At 43.3% G+C, this 19258-nt stretch carries 17 protein-coding genes; 1 reads left to right on the forward strand and 16 read right to left on the reverse strand.

Features of this window, described 5'->3' with window-relative positions:
* Positions 1-13: 13 nt before the first annotated feature.
* From KIT90_RS22745 to KIT90_RS22775, 7 genes are all read right to left on the reverse strand, one after another.
* Positions 14-535 (reverse strand): lipocalin family protein, encoded by a 522-nt coding sequence (locus KIT90_RS22745; protein ID WP_005444070.1) that lies wholly within the window; start codon positions 533-535, stop codon positions 14-16.
* A gap of 56 nt (positions 536-591) precedes the next feature.
* Positions 592-1119, reverse strand: a complete 528-nt coding sequence (locus tag KIT90_RS22750) for a histidine phosphatase family protein (RefSeq protein ID WP_132697195.1) — start codon at positions 1117-1119, stop codon at positions 592-594.
* Positions 1120-1146: 27 nt separating this feature from the next.
* Positions 1147-1575: a hypothetical protein gene (locus KIT90_RS22755; protein ID WP_042606073.1), complete on the reverse strand. Its 429-nt coding sequence runs from the start codon at positions 1573-1575 to the stop codon at positions 1147-1149.
* On the reverse strand, positions 1562-2215 hold the full coding sequence (locus KIT90_RS22760; RefSeq protein WP_180826181.1) for an aspartate/glutamate racemase family protein: 654 nt from the start codon (positions 2213-2215) through the stop codon (positions 1562-1564). Before KIT90_RS22760 ends, KIT90_RS22755 begins: the two co-directional genes overlap by 14 nt.
* A 70-nt stretch (positions 2216-2285) precedes the next feature.
* Entirely contained in the window at positions 2286-2531 is a 246-nt protein-coding gene (locus tag KIT90_RS22765) for a hypothetical protein (protein ID WP_020196267.1), read from the reverse strand.
* Between the two features lie 117 nt (positions 2532-2648).
* Positions 2649-3191: an adenylate kinase gene (locus KIT90_RS22770; RefSeq protein ID WP_180826180.1), complete on the reverse strand. Its 543-nt coding sequence runs from the start codon at positions 3189-3191 to the stop codon at positions 2649-2651.
* A gap of 190 nt (positions 3192-3381) precedes the next feature.
* Positions 3382-5067: an immunoglobulin-like domain-containing protein gene (locus tag KIT90_RS22775; RefSeq protein WP_285378860.1), complete on the reverse strand. Its 1686-nt coding sequence runs from the start codon at positions 5065-5067 to the stop codon at positions 3382-3384.
* A gap of 375 nt (positions 5068-5442) precedes the next feature.
* Between KIT90_RS22775 and KIT90_RS22780 the strand changes: the two genes are divergently transcribed.
* Positions 5443-5823, forward strand: coding sequence for a cystatin domain-containing protein (locus KIT90_RS22780; protein ID WP_032802381.1), 381 nt, complete (start codon positions 5443-5445; stop codon positions 5821-5823).
* A 101-nt stretch (positions 5824-5924) separates the two neighbouring features.
* Here KIT90_RS22780 and KIT90_RS22785 read toward each other — a convergent pair whose 3' ends face one another.
* The 9 genes from KIT90_RS22785 to KIT90_RS22825 all read right to left on the reverse strand — a co-directional run bounded on the left by KIT90_RS22785 (position 5925) and on the right by KIT90_RS22825 (position 19088).
* Positions 5925-8981 carry an AAA family ATPase gene (locus tag KIT90_RS22785; RefSeq protein ID WP_180826178.1) on the reverse strand — a complete coding sequence of 1019 codons (3057 nt, stop codon included), beginning with the start codon at positions 8979-8981 and terminating at the stop codon, positions 5925-5927.
* Between the two features lie 9 nt (positions 8982-8990).
* Entirely contained in the window at positions 8991-10130 is a 1140-nt protein-coding gene (locus KIT90_RS22790; RefSeq protein WP_285378863.1) for an exonuclease SbcCD subunit D, read from the reverse strand.
* Between the two features lie 195 nt (positions 10131-10325).
* Positions 10326-10619 carry a hypothetical protein gene (locus tag KIT90_RS22795; RefSeq protein WP_285378864.1) on the reverse strand — a complete coding sequence of 98 codons (294 nt, stop codon included), beginning with the start codon at positions 10617-10619 and terminating at the stop codon, positions 10326-10328.
* A gap of 448 nt (positions 10620-11067) precedes the next feature.
* Entirely contained in the window at positions 11068-11400 is a 333-nt protein-coding gene (locus KIT90_RS22800) for a hypothetical protein (RefSeq protein ID WP_032802379.1), read from the reverse strand.
* On the reverse strand, positions 11390-15580 hold the full coding sequence (locus KIT90_RS22805; protein WP_285378866.1) for an RHS repeat-associated core domain-containing protein: 4191 nt from the start codon (positions 15578-15580) through the stop codon (positions 11390-11392). The genes KIT90_RS22800 and KIT90_RS22805 overlap by 11 nt, the downstream gene beginning before the upstream one ends.
* An 8-nt stretch (positions 15581-15588) precedes the next feature.
* Complete coding sequence (locus tag KIT90_RS22810; RefSeq protein ID WP_285378868.1) at positions 15589-16419, reverse strand: NAD/NADP transhydrogenase beta subunit; 831 nt, start codon at positions 16417-16419, stop codon at positions 15589-15591.
* On the reverse strand, positions 16420-16710 hold the full coding sequence (locus KIT90_RS22815) for a PAAR domain-containing protein (protein ID WP_020196276.1): 291 nt from the start codon (positions 16708-16710) through the stop codon (positions 16420-16422).
* A gap of 12 nt (positions 16711-16722) precedes the next feature.
* Positions 16723-18558 carry a type VI secretion system tip protein TssI/VgrG gene (tssI, locus tag KIT90_RS22820; RefSeq protein ID WP_285378870.1) on the reverse strand — a complete coding sequence of 612 codons (1836 nt, stop codon included), beginning with the start codon at positions 18556-18558 and terminating at the stop codon, positions 16723-16725.
* A gap of 50 nt (positions 18559-18608) precedes the next feature.
* Positions 18609-19088 (reverse strand): type VI secretion system tube protein Hcp, encoded by a 480-nt coding sequence (locus KIT90_RS22825; RefSeq protein WP_005426862.1) that lies wholly within the window; start codon positions 19086-19088, stop codon positions 18609-18611.
* Positions 19089-19258 lie beyond the last annotated feature (170 nt).

Below are 19258 nucleotides of genomic sequence, written 5' to 3' on the forward strand. Positions count from 1 at the left end.
ATCATTTCGTGTGTTATTTGGTTTGGTCTACGAGAATTAATTCGTCCAACGCAAAGCCTTTCTCTTTTGCTACTTGTTTGAAACGCTCGACCGTTGCTTTATCGACAGTTGGTGTGCGTGACAGTAGCCATAGGTAGTCGTGATTGAAACCAGAGATAAACGCGTAGTCGTAGTTCTCACCTAGTTCAAATACGATGTAAGACGAATAAAACGGACCGAAGAAAGACACTTTTAAATGCCCTGTGTTTTCACCATCAACGAAATACGCTTTGCCGTCAGCTTGCGTCCATTCTTTATCTTCTTCTGAATAGCCTCGGTTGATAACCGTTACGCCACCATCCTCACGGAGCTCGTATTCAGCCGTCACATTCGATAAACCGCGCTCAAAAGAGTGATCAAGACGCGCAATTTCATACCACTTGCCTAGATATGGTTGAAGTTCAAAGTTATTGACCGGCTCCACGCCATCCGGTTTAGACGTACAGCCAAACAACGTTGCAAGGGACAAAAGTAAAAGTGTTTTAAGAGATTTCATACAGCAACCTGAAATTAAATTAGTGTCTGATTTTACTATAGAAGATATGAATTCGATCAGAAATTAATGTATCGAAATTCTCCACAGGACAGTCCTACGTTTTGGAAACCTTGCAGTGCTTCAAACACATTAAAGTGGCTCACGACAACAACCTTTCGATATTGGCGGTAACGATCCAGCACCAACTCAGCCCGTGCTTTTAGCTCTTCAACATGTTCGTAGCGACTGTCAGTCATTGAAATCCCCGCTTTTAACAACTCTCGGTATTCGTGCCAGCGTCGGTCTCTTTCATTCAATGTAATGTAGCCGCCTTCTTTGTCTGCACGCCACTCTCTCAAGTCATGCTCAACAAACAAAGGCAAACCACGATGACGATTGAGAATTTCTGCAGTTTGAAGGGCTCTTGTATAAGGAGAGCTGATGATGATTTCAGCATCATTGAAGACTGGATGATTGAGTTTTTCTTGCAGCACGGACAAGTGCTCTCGGCAAAGCGGCGCATAATCCTTCTCAAGTTGGGTCATCTGCCGCTCATCCGATAACGTAAAATCTGGCACGCCATGCCTTACAAATACAATGTCCATATTGTTGTGATCGTCCTTGTTAAATTGCTATTGAGAAATTGGAGTCAGTTTTAGATAGGAGTGCACTTCTCCATTTTTGTATTCAATCGCAGAGTGGATGGAAGGTTCACGGTTTCCCACAACAGAAAGTTCGTAAGTATTTTCACCTTTGTAGATCGTGATATGAAGTACACCAGCCTCTAGCTCCCAATGCCCTTTGGTATGAAGGCGTCCAAACAAGGTGTATTCATCGAGTGAACCATCCGCATGCAAGTGCACCTCTGTGATGTAGCCACCCGTGCAGCTCTTGATCCAGCAACGATCACTGACTTCTTCGAAGCGTACTTCTCTTTTGCTTGCCTTCCATTTTGAGAAACGTTCAGACTCCGCAAAAGACGCTTCGATATCGGAATGTTCTTTTATGGGCGCCCCTTCAAGCTCGCGCAAGCAAAGCTGAATCCAACTAGTTATTTGCATGGAATGTCCTTAAGGTTTCAATTGCCCTTTTTACGCCTAAACGTGGGCTGCTTAATACTGGAATATCGACATCAACTAATGATGCAGCACCTGACATCGAAGCTTGTGCCAGTACGATTACGTCATAATCACGAGCCTTTTGTTCTATTACCGCTTTTATCTTGTCGTAATAGCCTTGGTTATCTTGGTCGAGAAAGCGTTCCCAAGCACCTTCAACCACAAACGTATCTAACTGACCGATACAATTGCCCTCACTTGTCTCAAGTAACGCCAAGCTGGGCTCAATGGTTGTCGACAATGCCGCGAGTAACAACACTCGCTCATGAGTGACAGCTTGGTCACCCATCGCGCGGTCTATACGATGAACGTTTACACCCTGCTCTGTAAGCGATTCAGCAAAGCGACCAATTGAGGAGCAGGTACAAACCACCAACTTTGCTTGTTTAGAAAGCTCGCGTACTTTGTCTTGTACGGATTGCTCCACCTTAGATTCGTCCTCTCCAGCAACCAAACGCTCCAACAAGTCAGCATCGGCAAAGTGTGCGACTTTTAAATCAGGAGCGAGCTCTGTCATCAGTTCGGAGAAAGGTGGAATGTGTACGGGTGAAGTATGAAGAAAATATAGGTCGTATGGCTTCATGCTAAGTTGTCGATTTTTAGTTCAATTTCGACAACTTAGCACAAGGCGATGGGAATTAATGCGATCAGAGTTACTGTTGTGCTTCCCAAAGACCAAGAAAGTACTTGCCGTAAACCACTTCAGTTTGCATATGCATAATCAGTAAAAATGCAATCAAAGCTAATATAAAGCGATTGAAATAACGGCTGACTTTGGTACGGACTTTGATATCGAATACTCCGATATGAATACCAACATAGGCAAAGGGGTAAACCAACAAAACAGCGAGTAACCAACCTAAGTAGCCGGATATCGCCATTTCCTCGTAACCGATCATAATACCTCCACAATGAATACGACAGGAACGTGGTTAGTATTCATCATCTAACGGAGGCGGAATGTCAGGATTTACACAGCTGCGAGCCGTTGCCAAAAAGTCCTTTAAATAAGTTACTTATCTATTTATAAAATCCTGAGAACCAAGAAAATCTTGTGCCATTTTTGGCGAAGTGATGTGGATGAACTCGATAGGCGAACCTTTTAAGTCCTCTTTCAGTTTTAGATAACGCTTTCGATTCTTTTGGTAGTTCTTAACCGACCACCAAATAATCGAATCCTTACTCAAAAACGCTTTTCTAAAACTTTCTCTATTTCCAGTTCCTTCCCAGAACTCTTCTTGAGTCCATGCCCTTTTGATAGCACGAGTTACGGAGCGATAAGTGGTGATAGAACGTGAATAATCGAGCCAGATGATGGTATCCACCCTTTGCCATTTGTACGGTTGTGTTCGGCTGTAGTTCCCGTCGAGTACCCAAGCGTCTTGTTGAGTTACGTCCACGACTTTATCGAAGAACGTCTCATCATCGAGTTCTTTCCAATCGGGAAGCCAGAACAACCCGTCCATTTCTATGTACGTGACACCTAATTTCATTGCGAGCTGCTTTGAAAACGTCGATTTACCGCTTCCGCTGCTGCCTACTACATTGATCCTTTTCATTAAATCCTCCTAGGTGACCGTACCAAATTGACAAAGAGCGACGCATTCCAACTATAGGTAAGTCTGGAAAATGCGGAGGCGGGATACTAATGATTCCGTTTTAAAGTTCTAGTGTAGGTTCAATAAGATGTGAAGTCACGCGCATAAAAAAGCCTCCAATGAAGGAGGCTTGCAATAATTCATGAGCTAATTACAACTTATCCCATGCGTCTGACCAGTAAACGGTTTCACCAGGTGCATAAGAAGGGTTTGAACACCAGCCCGTGTATGGCCACGGTTTGCACTGATACAAGTTGCCATCTGAACCTGTGACAATGTCACCTGCCTCATAGGTTTTTCCAGATTCATACGGAGGGTAACTGCTGCCATCAGAAACAATCACAGAGCGTTGAGCTGTCGTAGTCTGATTTGCACTATCCGTTACTCGGTAAACCAAGTCGTAGACACCTAGCACGTTAACATCTACGCTGCCCTCTACACGAACTTGATCAGTCAAATCACCGTCTTCTGCATCCGTCGCTTTTACGCCTGCCATTGGGTCAAATGCGTCACCAAGCTGTATGGTCGTATCCGTTACACCTTCAAACTCAGGCACTAGGCTGTAAACAACAACTGTTCTGCTTTGCTTGGTTTCATTGTTGTCGCTGTCTTTTACACTGTAAACCAAAACATATGTGCCAACGGTGTTCACATCAACTGAACCTTCAACAGTAATGCTGTTAGTTAGGTCGCCATCTTCTTTGTCAGACGCGGTAACACCTGCATACGGATCAAATGAACTACCGTGATGTACGCGAACATCACTGATACCGCTGAACACCGGTTCGCCTTCACTTGGCGGTGGTGGAGTCTGGCCATGGATAAACGGGCCGTAATCCTTCACAAACTTTTCACCGTACGCCTGACCATTCTTGTCTGTGCCCATATCCCAGTTCACCGACCATGTCATTACGCCACGAAGTGCCTGCCCTTGCGCTTTAAGCTGGTCAAACGCGTCGTAAAGATCTTGAGGGTCTTGCACAAAGCCCGTTGCCGCTGCATCAATGTTAGATGGAATACCAAACACCAATTTGTCATGCGGAATTTTGTGGAAACCGCGTGTACCGTTCGATAGAGAGTCTGAAATGTAGTAAATGAATTCATGTTTTAGCGCATCATTGTTTTGTGCAATCCAACCCACACCTTCAACCCAAATTCCATCACCACCTTGGTTGTAAAACTGAGGGTTGATCCAATCGTAATACCCTTCTAATCCAGTAATATAAGGAACGTATTTGCCACCTTCTGTTAAGTATGGAAACTCAGGCGCCATCGTAATTAGGAAGTTTTTACCCTGCTGTTGGTAGTGTTCTTTTACAAGGCGAAGTGCAGCTGGGATTACGGTTTGGTTGTCTGACGCGGTTACTGCGGATTGCTCTAAGTCGATATCCAGACCATCAAAGCCGAACTTATCAGTCAGGCGGATGATCTCTTGAGCAAATGCTTGCTCATCGCCAGTTTTCAGCTCAACGTGTGCATCTGCACCACCAAGCGCAATAAGAACGGCGCGTCCTTGTTGGTTTAGTGCGCCAATTTGATCAATAAATTGTTGTTCTGAAAGACCAATATTTGGATCGAGCTTAAAGGTTGGAATACGGCCTTCACTGGTATTGAACACCTTCATAAAGGAAACGTTAACCACATTGTACATAGGATCAACTTCATCCAGTGTCACACACGGTGCATTACCGCCCTTGTAACCAGCCCCATCGCACCAGTTATGCCAATAACCGACTAAGACACCACCATCTGGATTCACCATCTCATTAGCGGATGCTACGTTTGAAAGACCACTCAAACCCAATGCTACTGCTAGATATAGCGCTTTTTGCTTCATCGTGTTACCTCTCATCCATTTTGCTTCATCACAACAATCATTCAGCACTTTCTATTGGTGCCTAATGAATTTTGATTGGATTATATGGCCGTATTGAGAAAACAGATACACGTGCAAAGTTATGTTTTCCATGTCTATTTTATAATTGTGATCTTAATTCACGACGCGAAATGAATAGGAAATTAGCGTTCGCTCTCAAGCGTGACTTACTATCAAAATCACGCAAAAAGTTAACCAAAATCTATTTTTTGGAGGTCACTCGCAACGATTTAATCAGGATTTAACCCAGTTCATATAAAAAGTTTGCACAACGTAGACATTGGGCTGGAATGCCAACCTATATAATGCGGGCTTACATAAATAGAGGTTATTTTTATGAAATTAAAAACAGTGTCAGCTTGCGCAATCTTGGTTTTGCTTGTCGGATGTCAGCAAAAAACTCAAGATGAAGCGACACAGCCAACAACCTCGGCAGATGTATGTAGTACACAAGGAAATATGCCAGGTGGGTGGAACGAATTCGATGCTACCCCAGACGCTCAAAAGGCAATGGCCTTTGTCCTAAACAAAATGGAAACTCTCTCTTCGTTTAAACAGATCTTATCCGTTCATGCACAAATTGTGAGTGGTGTGAACTACGCGATAGAGTTTGAATTGAATGACGGCTCAGTTTGGAACACGGTTGTTTACCGCAACCTTGATGGTGAGTATGCGATTACGCAGTCACCGAAAGAAGGTCGCTTCTGCGAACAATAAATGCTTCGAGACTGAGAACCAAAAAGCCCCGCTATTTTACACCGTAATCTAGCGGGGCTTTTTGGTTATCAATGTTTACCAGTACCGTTGACCGTTACCGATTAAGAATCAAATGCCATCTGAGACTTCACAGAGACTGTAGAACCAAGTCGCGACGGTTCAACATCAATGCGCTGCGCCATTTGCTCTTTCAACTCAGATACGTGAGAAATCACGCCAATCATACGACCCGTTTGCTGTAAGTCGACCAAGGTTTGAATCGAAAGATCCAAAGACTCCGGATCTAAGCTGCCAAAACCTTCATCAATAAACAGTGTATCTAAACGAATACCACCACTGTAAGACTGCACAACATCAGACAGACCGAGCGCTAATGCCAATGCTGCCATGAAAGATTCACCGCCTGATAATGTCGCGACATCGCGCGTTTTACCTGTGTAGCTATCCTCTACTACCAAATCCAAGCCTCGCCCTGCTGCACCTTTAAAGCCTTCGGTTTTACGAGCCAAGATATAGCGGCCTTTACTCATCAGACTTAAACGCTGTGAGGCTTGAATCAGTACATCGTCTAATAACACACCAAGGACAAATCGGTGCAGACTAATACGGCTACCCGTTTTACCGCTTGCAACGTCATACAAGGTGCCAAACACTTTATATTCGTCTTCTAACTTAGTGTTCTTATCATGCAACGTAGCGATGTCATTACGGACTTTCTCTAGACGTTCAAACAAAGAGCGCGTGCTATCAAGCTGATTGCGCGCTTCAACGTAACTTTGCTGAATGCTGTTTAGCTTAACGTTAAGCCCTTCCAAATCTGGCAACGCCAAGTCTTTCAACTCTGAACTCAAGTCTGCCAATGTTTGTTCTAACTTGATTTGAGTCTGTTTGAATACATCAATTTCTTGCTGCCAAACCTGCATTTCAGCTTCATCAACTTTACTTGCTAGGAATTGTGCTTCATCCTCGAATGCGCTCGCCTGCAACGCTTGCGCCCAATCAGTTTTGGCTGTATTCAAACGCTCTAGTGCCTCATTCAACCACTGTTGATTGGTTGTCAGTTGGCTTTCAATATTGGTCTTAGCCAGCACCGCTTGTTGCAAATGGTTTTGTGCAGCCTCGAATGTGGCATTTAACTCCGCAATCTGTTTTTGAATCGCAACAATGTCTTGCTCCAGAACTTCAAGAGATGAGTACTTGGCATCTAACGAAGCAGACAGTTTAGCCAGTTGCTCTTGGTTCACTTTTATCGTCGATTCATTCGCTGCCATCTGATTTAGCAGATCATTGATCTTACCTTCCCCAGTAACACAACGTTGGTTTAACTCATTGACGCTTTGTTCCAGCTGAACCAAGTTAATCGATGACAATTGCTGTAAACGTTCATTGAGCTGCTGCATGGACGCTTGTAACGCGCTTAAATCCATTGATGCGTTTTGGCCAAGTTCAACGGATAGTTGCTCAATCTGCTGCTTGTATTGTCCGACTGCGATATTGTGCTGCTCCAACTGATTGTTCAATTGGTTAAGTACAACTTGCCCTTCTCGCTCCGTGTTTCGAGCACGCTGAACTTGCTCTTTTGTTACCTCTTCACCAACAAATTGAGCGGGTTGAGGGTGTTCTACACTACCGCACACCGGACACATTTCACCGGCTTGTAAACGCTGAGCCAATACAGCGGCTTGAGCATTGTGCCAGCTCAATTCAAGTGTATCTGCTGAGCGTTGAAGTTCTACGTATCGCGCTTTTGCTTGGTCAACCGAAGCTTGTTTGCTAAGCGTCAATGCATCCAATTTCGCTAGCTCTTGGTTTAAGCCAGTTAGCTTCTGTAGGTCTTGCATCAAACGTTGTTGCTGTTTTATCTCAGCTTCTACACTGCCAATACTAGCAACATCAACTCGAGCTTGATCCAGTGACTTCTGACCTTGTTGCGCCTCTAGCGTTAACTTCTCTTTCAGAGCGATATATTTCTTAAGCGTTGCCTCAAACTCCGACTTTTGCGTCAAACCTGCGTTAATGGCTTTCTCTAGCTCTGACTTTTCAACCAACTTTCCTTTCATGCCTTCAAGTTGGTATTGCTGCTCTGTCAGTTTTGGCAATTGTGCGGCTTGTTCTTTCGCGGTTTGCAATGCGCCTTCTTTGGATTTTACCGCGTCATTTGCCACAGTAAGATCTTGAGAAAGCTTAGCCACCTTTTGCTCAAGTTCTTGCGTTTGCTTTGAGGCATTTTGTAACGTGACATAAGGCAACTCAACCTTGCTTGCCTTCTTCGCATTGTCTAACTGCAATTGACGTGATGAGACAGCATCGCTCTGTTCCAAATGTTGCTTCAATGCAATTTCGGCTTGCTCGCGCTTTTTAAACTCATTGCTCAGCGCTTCTGCTTTCTGCAGATCAGTTTTTACCGCATTTAATTGCGCCAGAGATTCTTTCTCTTGCTTTTGCACGGTTTCAAATTGAACAGATAACGCTTCACGCTGCTCTGTTAACTCCGCTTCGGAAGAAACACCAGCCACCTGCAGTGCGCCTCGAATTTGGTTATCAAACTCGTCTTTGGCTTTGCTAATGGCACTCGCTTTGTCTTTCAGTGCGTATTCAATCTTCTTGTAGATATCCGTTTGGAATAGCTGACCAAAGATCTCTTCACGCTCTTTGGACGTCGCAAGTAACAACTCTCGAAACTTACCTTGTGGCAAGACCATCACTTGGCGGAACTGAGTTTCGTTCAAGCCAATAATATTGGTCACTTCTGTCTTTACTTGCGTTGTTTTGCTAGTGATGAGCTTTTCTTCGTCCGTAATCTCATACAAAGCTGCGGTATGCTTACGCACCGTCATGCCCTCACCACGCGCCTTTGGTGCTTCTTGTTCTGGTGAGCGAATCACTCGATAAGATTTGCCGTGTAAAGAGAACTCAAGTGTCACTTCAGTCAATAGCGTTGGCGCTGCCATATCGCAACGCATTTGAATGCCTTGACGCTCGTTACCCGTCGTTTCACCATAAAGAGCAAAACAAATCGCATCGAGAATTGAGGTTTTACCCGAACCAGTAGGACCATTGATAAGAAACAGAGGGTTAGTTCCCAGCTTGTCGAATTCAATCGTTTCTGTTTGAGCAAACGGACCAAAAGCCTGCATTGTCAGTTTAATGGGTTTCATGTTTGGTCCTTACTGAGCTTGCTGAGAAAGTTGTTTGATGATGTCACTGATCGCTTGATCTTGTTCTTGCGATAATTGGCTGTCTTGCGCTTCCGTGAAGAAGTCTCGGAACATATCTATCTCACTTCTCGCCAATTTCGCTTGCGCCATTTCCTGCTCGACACCAATTAACATGCCCGGTTTTTCTAGGTGTAAAACATTCGGGTAAACAGTACGTAGCTTTTCCATTGGGTTTAAGATTGCGTGCTTATCCATCAAACGTACCAACAAGTAGTCTTCGTTTTTCGGATCGGTTTTGCCCTGCTCTATTACTTGTTCAAGTTCACCTTCAACGATTCGCATCTCATGAGGTGCAGCAAGGTCAACATGCTCTGCCGAGACAAAACCGTTTTGGTCGATTTCCACCAGCGTGAAACCTTTCTTCTGGTTTTGTTCACCAAAGCTGTATTTCATCAGTGAACCAGAATAACGAATGTACTCTTCGCCTTTTTTCTGTGGCTGATGCAAATGCCCCAACGCCACATAGTCAAAGTTGAGGAAATGCTCGTGACTGACGCGGTCGGAACCGCCAATCGAAAGTGGACGCTCAGATTCAGACTCAATAGCACCATCGACAAAGCAGTGGCTGACTAAAACGTTGCGTTGCTCTGATTGGAACTGCTCAGTGATTTTCTCGGCAAGTAACTTGTGCGCTTGATCGTGGGTCGAAACGGGTTCTTGATAGGCAAAACGGACTTGCTCAGGGTCGTTATAAGGCATGCCATAAAAAGCAACTTGCCCTGCGCTTTCGGTTTCAATAACAACAGGGGTAAGCATGTCTTCGAAGTTACTGATAATGTGAAGGCCCGCATTTTTCATCTGTTCTGAACCAAAACCCAAGCGCTCAGCACCGTCATGGTTGCCAGAAATCAAAATCATCGGCGTGTTTAGCTCACCACAGATTCGCTTCACTACTTTGTTAAGTAGTTCAATCGCGATGGTTGGTGGGACAGAACGGTCGTAAATATCACCAGCAACAACCACTGCATCAACAGGGTTGTTTTCAATGTATCGGATTAACTGGTCAAGAACGGCTTGCTGATCGTCAAGCAAAGAGACGTTATGAAACTGTCTGCCAAGGTGCCAATCTGAGGTATGGATAAACTTCATTCGAATTCACTTTCTGCCATCTACATGGCGCTATCTTATTATCCCCCTAGGATATCGTGAGTTCGTAAGCTTTTCATGTGGTTTGTGTGACCAGCTACCGTAACGAATCAATTTTTCTATCTAACCACGTGTCTGGCCAATTACTCTTCATTGTTTCATGCCTTGCCACCCAACAAGACATGAAAACCGCCAAAGTTAGAGTCTTTTTATCTTTTCCAGTAAAGGGTCGTTACCTCCGGTAACTTCAACTTTGAAATCAGCATAAGCTTCTTCTAAATCTTTATACTTTCCTAAAGCCCCTTCCACAAATAAGTAACCACAGGGAACATCACTCCATCGAAGCGGAGATGTTATTTCACCAGACATAGCACTCTCTAATAGTTTCCTTAAGCTACTTTGCGCTTTTGCTGCCGTAGTATCTGACTCAGAATATCTTTTGAGCAGGAACCACAGTCTCTTAGCTTTTCTTCTTACGAGCAAAAGCTTCATAAAGGTCCCCGAATAAAAGTTGATTCAAATGAGTAGAGAGTTAAAAAAAACAAAAGGGTTATTTAAGAAAGAGAGCTCCTACATGCCTTCTTAATTGACTTTCTTCATGTATTGTTTTTAATTCTTACGATAATAACTCTGAATAAATCTATACTTTGGCCCAAATCCCTCTATACGGAGGATCTGGTCTAACTAACCGCCACATAACACTACTAGTCCCGTTCAAGTACCAATATTCCTCTAAACCCACCGGAGAGTATGGATTTTGAACCTCGACCTGTACGAAATCGTCAGACAGGTCTAAAGCTGTTTTTAAAAGGTCAAATTCAACTAAGTCGTTAAATACAACTGATTCTGAAGGAATTCTGTTCATTGCAGTACGAGTCTAGATAAATGAACCTCTATCCGAAACGCGTTATCACAAATAGCGTGGAAAGAGCGCTTGGGACTACTCAATAGTACAACGATAATTTCCTGGGGCGGTCCAACTAATCTTTGTGTACCCCCCTTTTAATAGTTCTAATTGTCTCAAATATTCAAATACGTCTGATGGGCACCATTCTCTACCACCAGAAAAAGCTACTCCCAAGTCTCTGAGTTTGCGAAACAACTCAGCCTTGGCGTCATTTCCAGAAGTCAGAAAAGTGTACTCATCGTAGTCATTATCAAAAGAAAACCCAAGTCCAATAAGTTCTTTTTTGAATGAGTCATCCAGCAAACTAACGCGAACCAGTTTACCGTCAGCCTTTGTAACAAATGCCATTATTGAATCACTCATCATTTACAAATACCTCTAATAACGTTTTAACGTTATCATTATCAACCGTAGGGATAGAATTAATTACCATTTCAGGAGCCCCCCCTGGCAGGTGATTACCTGGACCAAGAAAATATTGATTGCCTTCCAAGGGACTTCTCGTCATTTGTTCAACGATACCATCTACTTGTCTTATCTTAAAACCTTCTTGAAGTGCTCCTTTCTCAAGACCAAACGCTTTCTCTAAATCGAATATCTTTGACTTTTCAATAGACACACTAGAATGACCAGAGAAATCACCAATGACATCAGTAATACCTTTGCGATCAGAAATGAAAGTGCCGTTTAAGCCTATGCTAGGGTACTCATCCCATGATGTAGGGCTTATATTGAAGCCAATGTTGTCTTCTAACATTGAGTGCTGACGTTGTCTGGCCTGTAAAATTTGAGCCGACATACCACCGTCTTGTGTTTCAGGGATTCTTTTAACAGCACCAAATACTTTTCCAATATCCTCTGCATATCTACCGGGTATTACAGAGATGGCTATATTTGTTGCGCCGGCAACCGAAGGATTATTAATAAACGCTTCACCAGCATCTATCATATCTTCTATACCTTCGACCATCATCGACATTGGATCTATATTGACTGGTTTAAGTCCCTGTAATGTCGGATCTGCGATGAGCTCCTCAATCGTAGGTCCAGTAATATTAGTTACTGATCTTTCATACACTGCTCTCTCAGGCGAGTTATCATTGTGTCCAGCAAGAAGTGTCGGCGTATCTTCTTTTGCACACAAACCTAAGGGGTCAACCCAAGAAACTGGATTTGGCGCAAATTGATAGTGGTTAGTTCCACCAAGCAGTCCTAGGGGATCGGGTTGGATAAACCGACCTATTTGAGGGTCGTAGTAACGTGCTAAGTTGTAATGTAGCCCTGTCTCAATATCGAAGTACTGCCCCTGTAAGCGAAGGTTGTTTTTAACCGTCTCGATTTCAACATGAGCAAATCCAAAGGTATCGTATGTTGCTTGCCAAACTACCTGCCCATTCGAGTCCACCAAACGTTCTGGGGTTCCGATTTGATTGCATTGGAAGAAATAACACTCGCCGTTTTCAATAAGTGCAAGCGGAACAAAACTGTTTGGTTGATATAGATACCACCGATAACCTGAACGAGAATACTCGCCGACCACATGACTTCCTTGCCAAATAAATTCGGTGGTCCCGTTTTCGCTGATTTTCTTCGTTCTTCGACCTAGCGCATCATATTCAAATTGACATAAATGCCCTTCGCTTTCGACAACAATCAGTTGCCCTTTAGCATCGTAAGTGCAGTACTGCTCTAGTCCATTTCCTTGACTACTAGTTCTATTTCCTAGTTCATCGTAGTCGTACCTGATACCATGGTATTCAATAAGACGGTCATGTTTTTGCTGCACACTTTCGTCATTGAAGTTGCCAAAGCTGTCATAGACATATGACTCTTCAGAGGTTTCTGTCTTTACTCTTTCTAAGTGACCGAGATCATCATATTGATAATGTTGAGCTCCCTTCTCACTGTCGATGATAAGCGAAAGAAAATGCTGTGTGTTGAAATGGTATTTACGCTCGAAACCAGTCCATGTTTGGCACTTCAAGCGACCTATTCCATCGAACTCTCTTCGTTCTTTTCCCGCGCTATACGTGATTATCGATAAACGTTGTAATTCATCGTATTCAAACTTAATTGACTCTTCTCTTTCAGAGCCGTTTGAGTGAATAATTAACCCACATATCGTGCCAAATTGGTCATGCTCATATAGTACCTCTGTGCCGTCGTCATAACGTTGAGAGCGGAGTAAACCGTTATCTTGGTAATGATTGACGAAAGAAAAGCGTCCCTGCTCTTCACTCACCAATTTTGTACCTAGATACGTATAAGAAACGTTCGAAAATCGGTTGTGCGCGCGAATTAACTTGCCGCCTAAGGTGTGTTGGTAATGGTCCTCAACACTACGATTTTTACCATGGGCTTTCATCCTAGCGATGCGACCAACTTCGTCATACTCAAAAGAGATGCGGCCACTACAATGCAAGATTTCACTTAATCTTTCAGCGCGGTCATAGCTGTAGTTTGTTTTCACTTTATCGAAGCTAATTGTCTGGCTGATCTGGCCATCTGGAGTGTATTCAAACTCGTATTGGCAACCGTCAGAACGCTTGATAGATATCAGTTTCCTTTCCGCATCGTACTTGAAGGAAAAAGAGCTTTGATCTGGTTTAACAATTTCCGTTGGTTGAGCAAAGTTCCCCCAAACAATTTGGGTCGTCCCTCTTGGCGTATTAAGCTGTTTAACTCGCCCAACTTCGTCGTATTGGTAGCGATGCTCTCGAGACGTGCCATCTTCTGAGCTTTGGAAATATAGGCGTGTGAGTAAGTTGCTTTCGTTGCGCTCAAATCCGCTTATAAGGCCATGTGGGTAAGCGACTCCGTTCACTCGATCGCGCTCGTCATAGCTATAGCGAATCAAGCTTTGATCGACTTTTTTTGCTAACAGCTGATGCGACTCATTCCACCACCATTGTGTACGAGATCCAGTATCTGCACTCCTTTCTACTTGTCTGCCATATTTATCAAATACGGCGCGTTCTTGAAGCCCATTACTGTGTTGATGCCATACGAGCTGACCAAGTGCATTGAACTCTTTAAACTCGATTTCACCGTCAGGAAATTGATGCTTAATGCATTGACCAAATTCGTTGTACTCAAAACCCTCTGTAGCCCCAGACGAGTGTGTGTGTTTCTCGAGCAAACCAAATGGGTTGTAGCTATGATGGGTGTATGTCTGATCTGCATTGATAGTACAAACTAATCTACCGAGTGAATCGTACTCAAATACCCTACATCTCGATTCAGGGCTTACACTCTCAAGCAGCTTGCCTTGTTCATTGTGTTTATAGTGCCAACAGTGTCCAAGTGAATTTCGGTATTTGGATTCGCTCCCATCAAACTCAAACGAGTAATCATAGACGCTTTCATCCGCCCAATTTTTCATGCATTGCGCATCAGGCCCTCGCCCAGACCATGTAAAGTAGTGAGAAAGTCCGCTAGCTCTCGTTCGTTTAACAATTAGGTTTGTGTCATCGTATTGGTATTGTTCGATTAAACCGTTTTCATTCTGAGCAGCTATCAATCGCCCATCAACATCGAAATCGTACTTGGCCAGCAAATGTTGAGTCTTTGGGTTTCTAATCTCTATTAATTGGCCTTGATGATTGTATTGGAGCTCAAGCTGGTTTTGTCGGTTGACGCATATATGGGTGATACGGTGATTTCGAGAGTATTCGAGATTTACCGTTTTCATATGACCTAGACGGATTTCAGTGGCAACCCACTGCTCATTCTTTAAGAAAAACTTGATTTGAGCTTCATTACTTAACGTAACTAATCGATAACCGCTATGATGGTTCTGGCAACTCGCACCTACATAAGTTTGGTAACTAATTCCGCCTTTGGCGACATTTGGAAATTGGATTGTGTCCCCCATTTCGTCGATGAACAACCACCCCGTCACATTAGATTTTTCATCCAATACGTCTGTTAGCTCATATTGAAAAATATGTCTCCAACCAAAGCCAAGCGTGGTAGCAGAATCGCACAACGATGAGCGATACGTTCGTGACCAAACCAATCCATTCGGCAGTCCGACATCAGACAATGAGAGGTTTTCTTCCCCTGTGACCATGGAAACAGGATCGCCTGCTTTTACATGCCTTTTGCTACTTTCTTCCAGAGGAGCACTGTTACTTGCGACAGTGTTGGTACCTGAATGAGTGGCTTTCGAGTTATTACGCTCAACCTTCGCCAGTTGGTTTATGACTTGGGAAGGTATGTTAGCCGATGGATAAAATGTGCTTGGTGCAGTCTTAGGCAACTCAATAGCAAAAAGGATTTTTTCTTGTAATCCTTGAGCAATAGTTTGAAGAAGTTCAGACTTAGTCTTTGTCTGGTATTCATGTGAAAAAGTCACACTCATGCTTGTCCATGACGCAATCTCACTGAGCTCCTCTAAATCGGAAAAATGAAATTGCTCAATAAACGCTTCTGCACTTCGAGCGGTTGCAAAGCTTTGTTCCGAGCCGGTACTAAGTCGCTGCGTGGAAAAGTAAAACGTGATTCCGTTTAAAGATGTGAGTTTGACAATCCTTTGTATATTCATTTTGTAAGTTACTCACTACCCCAGCGGTAAGTGGCACCAACGGCATACCCACCACGCTCAATATCAAGCTGAATACCTGAATAATTTTTATCGTGTGTTTCTTTCGGCTGCAAGCAAGCACAAATCGCCTTCAATACCCCTCCACTCGCTCCCAAAGAGCCAGTCGTGGTACCTATTAGCCGATAGGAGGTGTCTCTATTAACCCAAGGAGAAAGGAATTGAATTGAATCCAACCACACAGGCTCATTGCCTTCGGTTGACAACATCAATTCATCCAACTCCTGTGCACACGAATTTCCGAGTTGCTTAACGACATGTGAAACCGCGGTGTTGCTACTATCGAGTTGAAGATCAATTGCAATCTTATTGAATATAAGTCCCTGTTTTTGCGTGGAGCAACGCGCGACAACTAATGAGTCATGTTCCCCTTTAGCATCGGCAACATGTAAAGAGACAATCCATAATGGTTTAGTTTGTTTTACTGCTCGTTGGATCCGACTCAGCGCCATCAAAAAAGACGCGTTCCCATACGGATATAACGCCAAATGTTGTGGTTCTACTCGTTGAAACACCGAAAGAAGCAGCGTTGTAATACGTTGAAGCTCAACCTTGTCCGATAGCTTTGGTAACAGAAGATAAACTTGCCCTTCGACACCACATTCAGACAGTGCTTTTGAATAGTGAGTTAATCTGTCATAGGCAGGCAGGACTGAGCTTTCCCTGGCTTGTGGAATCAGTTCGTTTTTTTCTGATGGCCTTAGCGTATTGTTTGCCAATTGCTCTATAGAAAACGCTTGATCGCCCAGCATGCAAAGGTGGGATTGAAAAAATAGCGCCATTTACCCACCAATTAATATTGCTGAGTTACCGGCAACAATTTTACCGCCATGCGCAGTGGAGTCTCCCAGCCTAGCCGCAGGTTTTCCGTTGATTTTGACGCTCGAAGACCCGGATGAAATAGTGTCTGGAGGCCCCACACAAGAAAGCTTGTCTCCCTGACGCGCAGCCGGAATACCTGAAATCTTCACGTTTGGAGAACCGACAACGACAGGACCACCTACATGAGGGACTTTGTTTGTTTTTTTGGGGCACACATGGTGACTCCCCAATACCGCGGCTGGTTTACCCATATCTGCTCACCTTTAGTTAAGAGAAATTTGACCAGCTTTAAGTGCTATGGCTGAACCATTAATAGAGATCTTGTTGCCTTTAATGTTGATCTCGCCAGAACTCGACATTTGTATGGACGCCCCTCCTACCTTTATTTCAATGCTCTTACCCGCTTTAACGACAAGAGCTTCACCGATATCAACCCCTTGGTTCTTGCCTACTTTCTGACTCGCGTTATTACCAACCTCTTGCATGAAATCATTGGTAATCCTTTCACTTTTATTGTTCTCTACAGCAATCTCGGCATTGTCTTCCACCACCATTTGAAAGAGTTTCTCAGCATGCAAATACACATGTTCTTCGCCGGGTTTGTCTTCAAAACGTAGCTCGTTGAACTTATCGCTACCTTTTTGTACTGAACGGGACTTATAGCCGCTTTGGGAAGCTTGAGCAGGTAATTGATAAGGTGTTAGCTGGGTACCGTTATAAAGAGCCCCAGTTACGATTGGCTGATCTGGGTCTCCATTTACAAAATCGACGATAACTTCTTGTCCGACTCTTGGATGGAATACACTCCCCCAGCCATTGCCAGCACTGGCTTGAGCGACTCGAATCCAACATGAACTGTTCGCATCATATTGACCTTCACGATCCCAGTGGAACTTCACTTTAATTCGGCCAAATTTATCGACGTAGATTTCGCCATCTTTGTTTCCTGTCACAATTGCGGTTTGCAAACCTCTAATCTGCGGTTTAAACCTCTGCATTTTTGGGCGCAGAATGGTGTTTGAGTCAACGCAATGAAACGAAACCCTCACACCTTGTGACGATGTACCTCCCTGTCCCGTTTGGTTAAATACCGCAGCAGAAAGTGCGACAGAAGAAAGCACATACTCTTTTCCTACTCGAGTCTTATCCTCATGTTTTTTAAATTTAAAAAGTTTGCCGACAGCAAATGTTCTGCAACTCGATTCACCACTGCATTGATAAACGTCTTGCTGAAGTGATTCAATCGCGTGTGTATTTCGCAACACAAACTCATCGTCAGTTTCTGCTTCAGCTAAGTATTCGTAGCGCTCACTATTTGGCACCGAAAACAGTTGTGCAGACCCACTAGTAAGATTCTGTGGAGGTGATAAAGGCTTGAGCATGTTAAAGCCGGACTTGTGTGCGGCTTTTGTCGTCAGTATTTGCGTTTCATTCCAAGAGTAAATGTGGCTTGCTTGACCTGTTCCCGTCGTATGTTCGACAAGAAACTCTGAGCCTGGTATGTAAAAGTTAAGATCATCAAACAATTCCAGTATGTGTGCTGAGTTTGTATGTGAGAAGCAGTAAGCAATCCCTTCTTCAGACAGAAGTCGTTCAACAAATGCCAGATCAGATTCTTCATATTGAACTTTATAAGTATATTTAGAGTACGACTTGGTAAGCTTTAGGCTAAAGCTTACGTCATGCTCAGATAATACTTCCGACACAATTTCTTTAATGTCTTTGTTTTGAAAAATACGGGAGTGGACTCGATAATCGGCAAAGCGAACTTTAGGCTCAATAAGTAAATCGATATTTCGATAGTTTTCACCTTGATGAGCTGTGGTCACCCGAGATCCTGTTAACTTAGCTCGTGAGACGACACCATGAAAGTAACGGGGTTGAAAGCTAACACTTGGATCATTGTCCATAGCGATAACAACCTCTTGGCCAATAATATTATTCAGCTCTTCGTGTTGCCCGTTGAAATAAGCTTGCGCATGTAATGAAAAAAGATCTGATACTTTTTCCTTATATTCAAATGAATTTAGAATAATGGCATCTGTACCAAATGGTGTAGAAATACGAATAAAGTTATTTTTCTGTGTCGCTTTTTTCATTAGATACTTCTTTATAAAATAGCGGGAAGCGTTGACTTCCCGCAATTCAATTACATTTGTTGACCTTTCACACCGCTGTAGCCATATACTAATGGTGCAGATGTGTTGTTCTTATCGTCAGTTGGTGTCACTGTCATCATCATTTCAGTGTATGAAATAGTGATAGTTTCAATTGGGCGGTCATCTTGAATTGACACTGAGTAGTTTGAAATCATTGCATCTGTAAGCTCGATTTTCATGATTTCTTCCACTTTCTCACCTTGCTTGGTGATGTGGAATACAGCTGGTTTACCTTTACCAATGGTCGCTTCTTTAAATAGATCCGGTGACGCGCGGTCTTGAAGCTTAGTGATAGTCAGGTCGTATAGACGTGTTGCACTTGCTTCACGGTCCATAGCAGTACCAGTGAATGATGAAATTTCACGACCAACACTCCAATCTACAGATAGTAGTGTAATTAGATCCTTGTACTGCTCAGCAGTTGCTTCACCTTTAATATCTGCATATTTAAGATACGTGTTAGACTGCATGCTAATCTCCTATAGCATTATTAATGACATATTGCTTAATGTTTTAATTATCTATTCTATTTTGATAATTAATGATTGATGTATCAAAAACTTTATTTTAAATACGCTCTTTTATATCTTTAATTAAGAATTTAATTAAGCGCTATTTCTGATCAAAAATGTTTATTATG

Source organism: Vibrio sp. B172a, from assembly GCF_030248355.1.
Classification (GTDB): Bacteria; Pseudomonadota; Gammaproteobacteria; order Enterobacterales; family Vibrionaceae; genus Vibrio; species Vibrio owensii.

Bases quoted from the DNA above. Each gene is read 5' to 3' on its own strand.
- KIT90_RS22760 (WP_180826181.1), bottom strand. From the start codon at position 2,215: ATGAAGCCATACGACCTATATTTTCTTCATACTTCACCCGTACACATT.
- KIT90_RS22805 (WP_285378866.1), bottom strand. From the start codon at position 15,580: ATGAATATACAAAGGATTGTCAAACTCACATCTTTAAACGGAATCACG.
- KIT90_RS22755 (WP_042606073.1), bottom strand. From the start codon at position 1,575: ATGCAAATAACTAGTTGGATTCAGCTTTGCTTGCGCGAGCTTGAAGGG.
- KIT90_RS22780 (WP_032802381.1), top strand. From the start codon at position 5,443: ATGAAATTAAAAACAGTGTCAGCTTGCGCAATCTTGGTTTTGCTTGTC.
- KIT90_RS22765 (WP_020196267.1), bottom strand. From the start codon at position 2,531: ATGATCGGTTACGAGGAAATGGCGATATCCGGCTACTTAGGTTGGTTA.
- KIT90_RS22770 (WP_180826180.1), bottom strand. From the start codon at position 3,191: ATGAAAAGGATCAATGTAGTAGGCAGCAGCGGAAGCGGTAAATCGACG.
- KIT90_RS22795 (WP_285378864.1), bottom strand. From the start codon at position 10,619: ATGAAGCTTTTGCTCGTAAGAAGAAAAGCTAAGAGACTGTGGTTCCTG.
- KIT90_RS22790 (WP_285378863.1), bottom strand. From the start codon at position 10,130: ATGAAGTTTATCCATACCTCAGATTGGCACCTTGGCAGACAGTTTCAT.
- tssI (WP_285378870.1), bottom strand. From the start codon at position 18,558: ATGAAAAAAGCGACACAGAAAAATAACTTTATTCGTATTTCTACACCA.
- KIT90_RS22750 (WP_132697195.1), bottom strand. From the start codon at position 1,119: ATGGACATTGTATTTGTAAGGCATGGCGTGCCAGATTTTACGTTATCG.
- KIT90_RS22745 (WP_005444070.1), bottom strand. From the start codon at position 535: ATGAAATCTCTTAAAACACTTTTACTTTTGTCCCTTGCAACGTTGTTT.
- KIT90_RS22815 (WP_020196276.1), bottom strand. From the start codon at position 16,710: ATGGGTAAACCAGCCGCGGTATTGGGGAGTCACCATGTGTGCCCCAAA.
- KIT90_RS22800 (WP_032802379.1), bottom strand. From the start codon at position 11,400: ATGATGAGTGATTCAATAATGGCATTTGTTACAAAGGCTGACGGTAAA.
- KIT90_RS22775 (WP_285378860.1), bottom strand. From the start codon at position 5,067: ATGAAGCAAAAAGCGCTATATCTAGCAGTAGCATTGGGTTTGAGTGGT.
- KIT90_RS22810 (WP_285378868.1), bottom strand. From the start codon at position 16,419: ATGGCGCTATTTTTTCAATCCCACCTTTGCATGCTGGGCGATCAAGCG.
- KIT90_RS22825 (WP_005426862.1), bottom strand. From the start codon at position 19,088: ATGCAGTCTAACACGTATCTTAAATATGCAGATATTAAAGGTGAAGCA.
- KIT90_RS22785 (WP_180826178.1), bottom strand. From the start codon at position 8,981: ATGAAACCCATTAAACTGACAATGCAGGCTTTTGGTCCGTTTGCTCAA.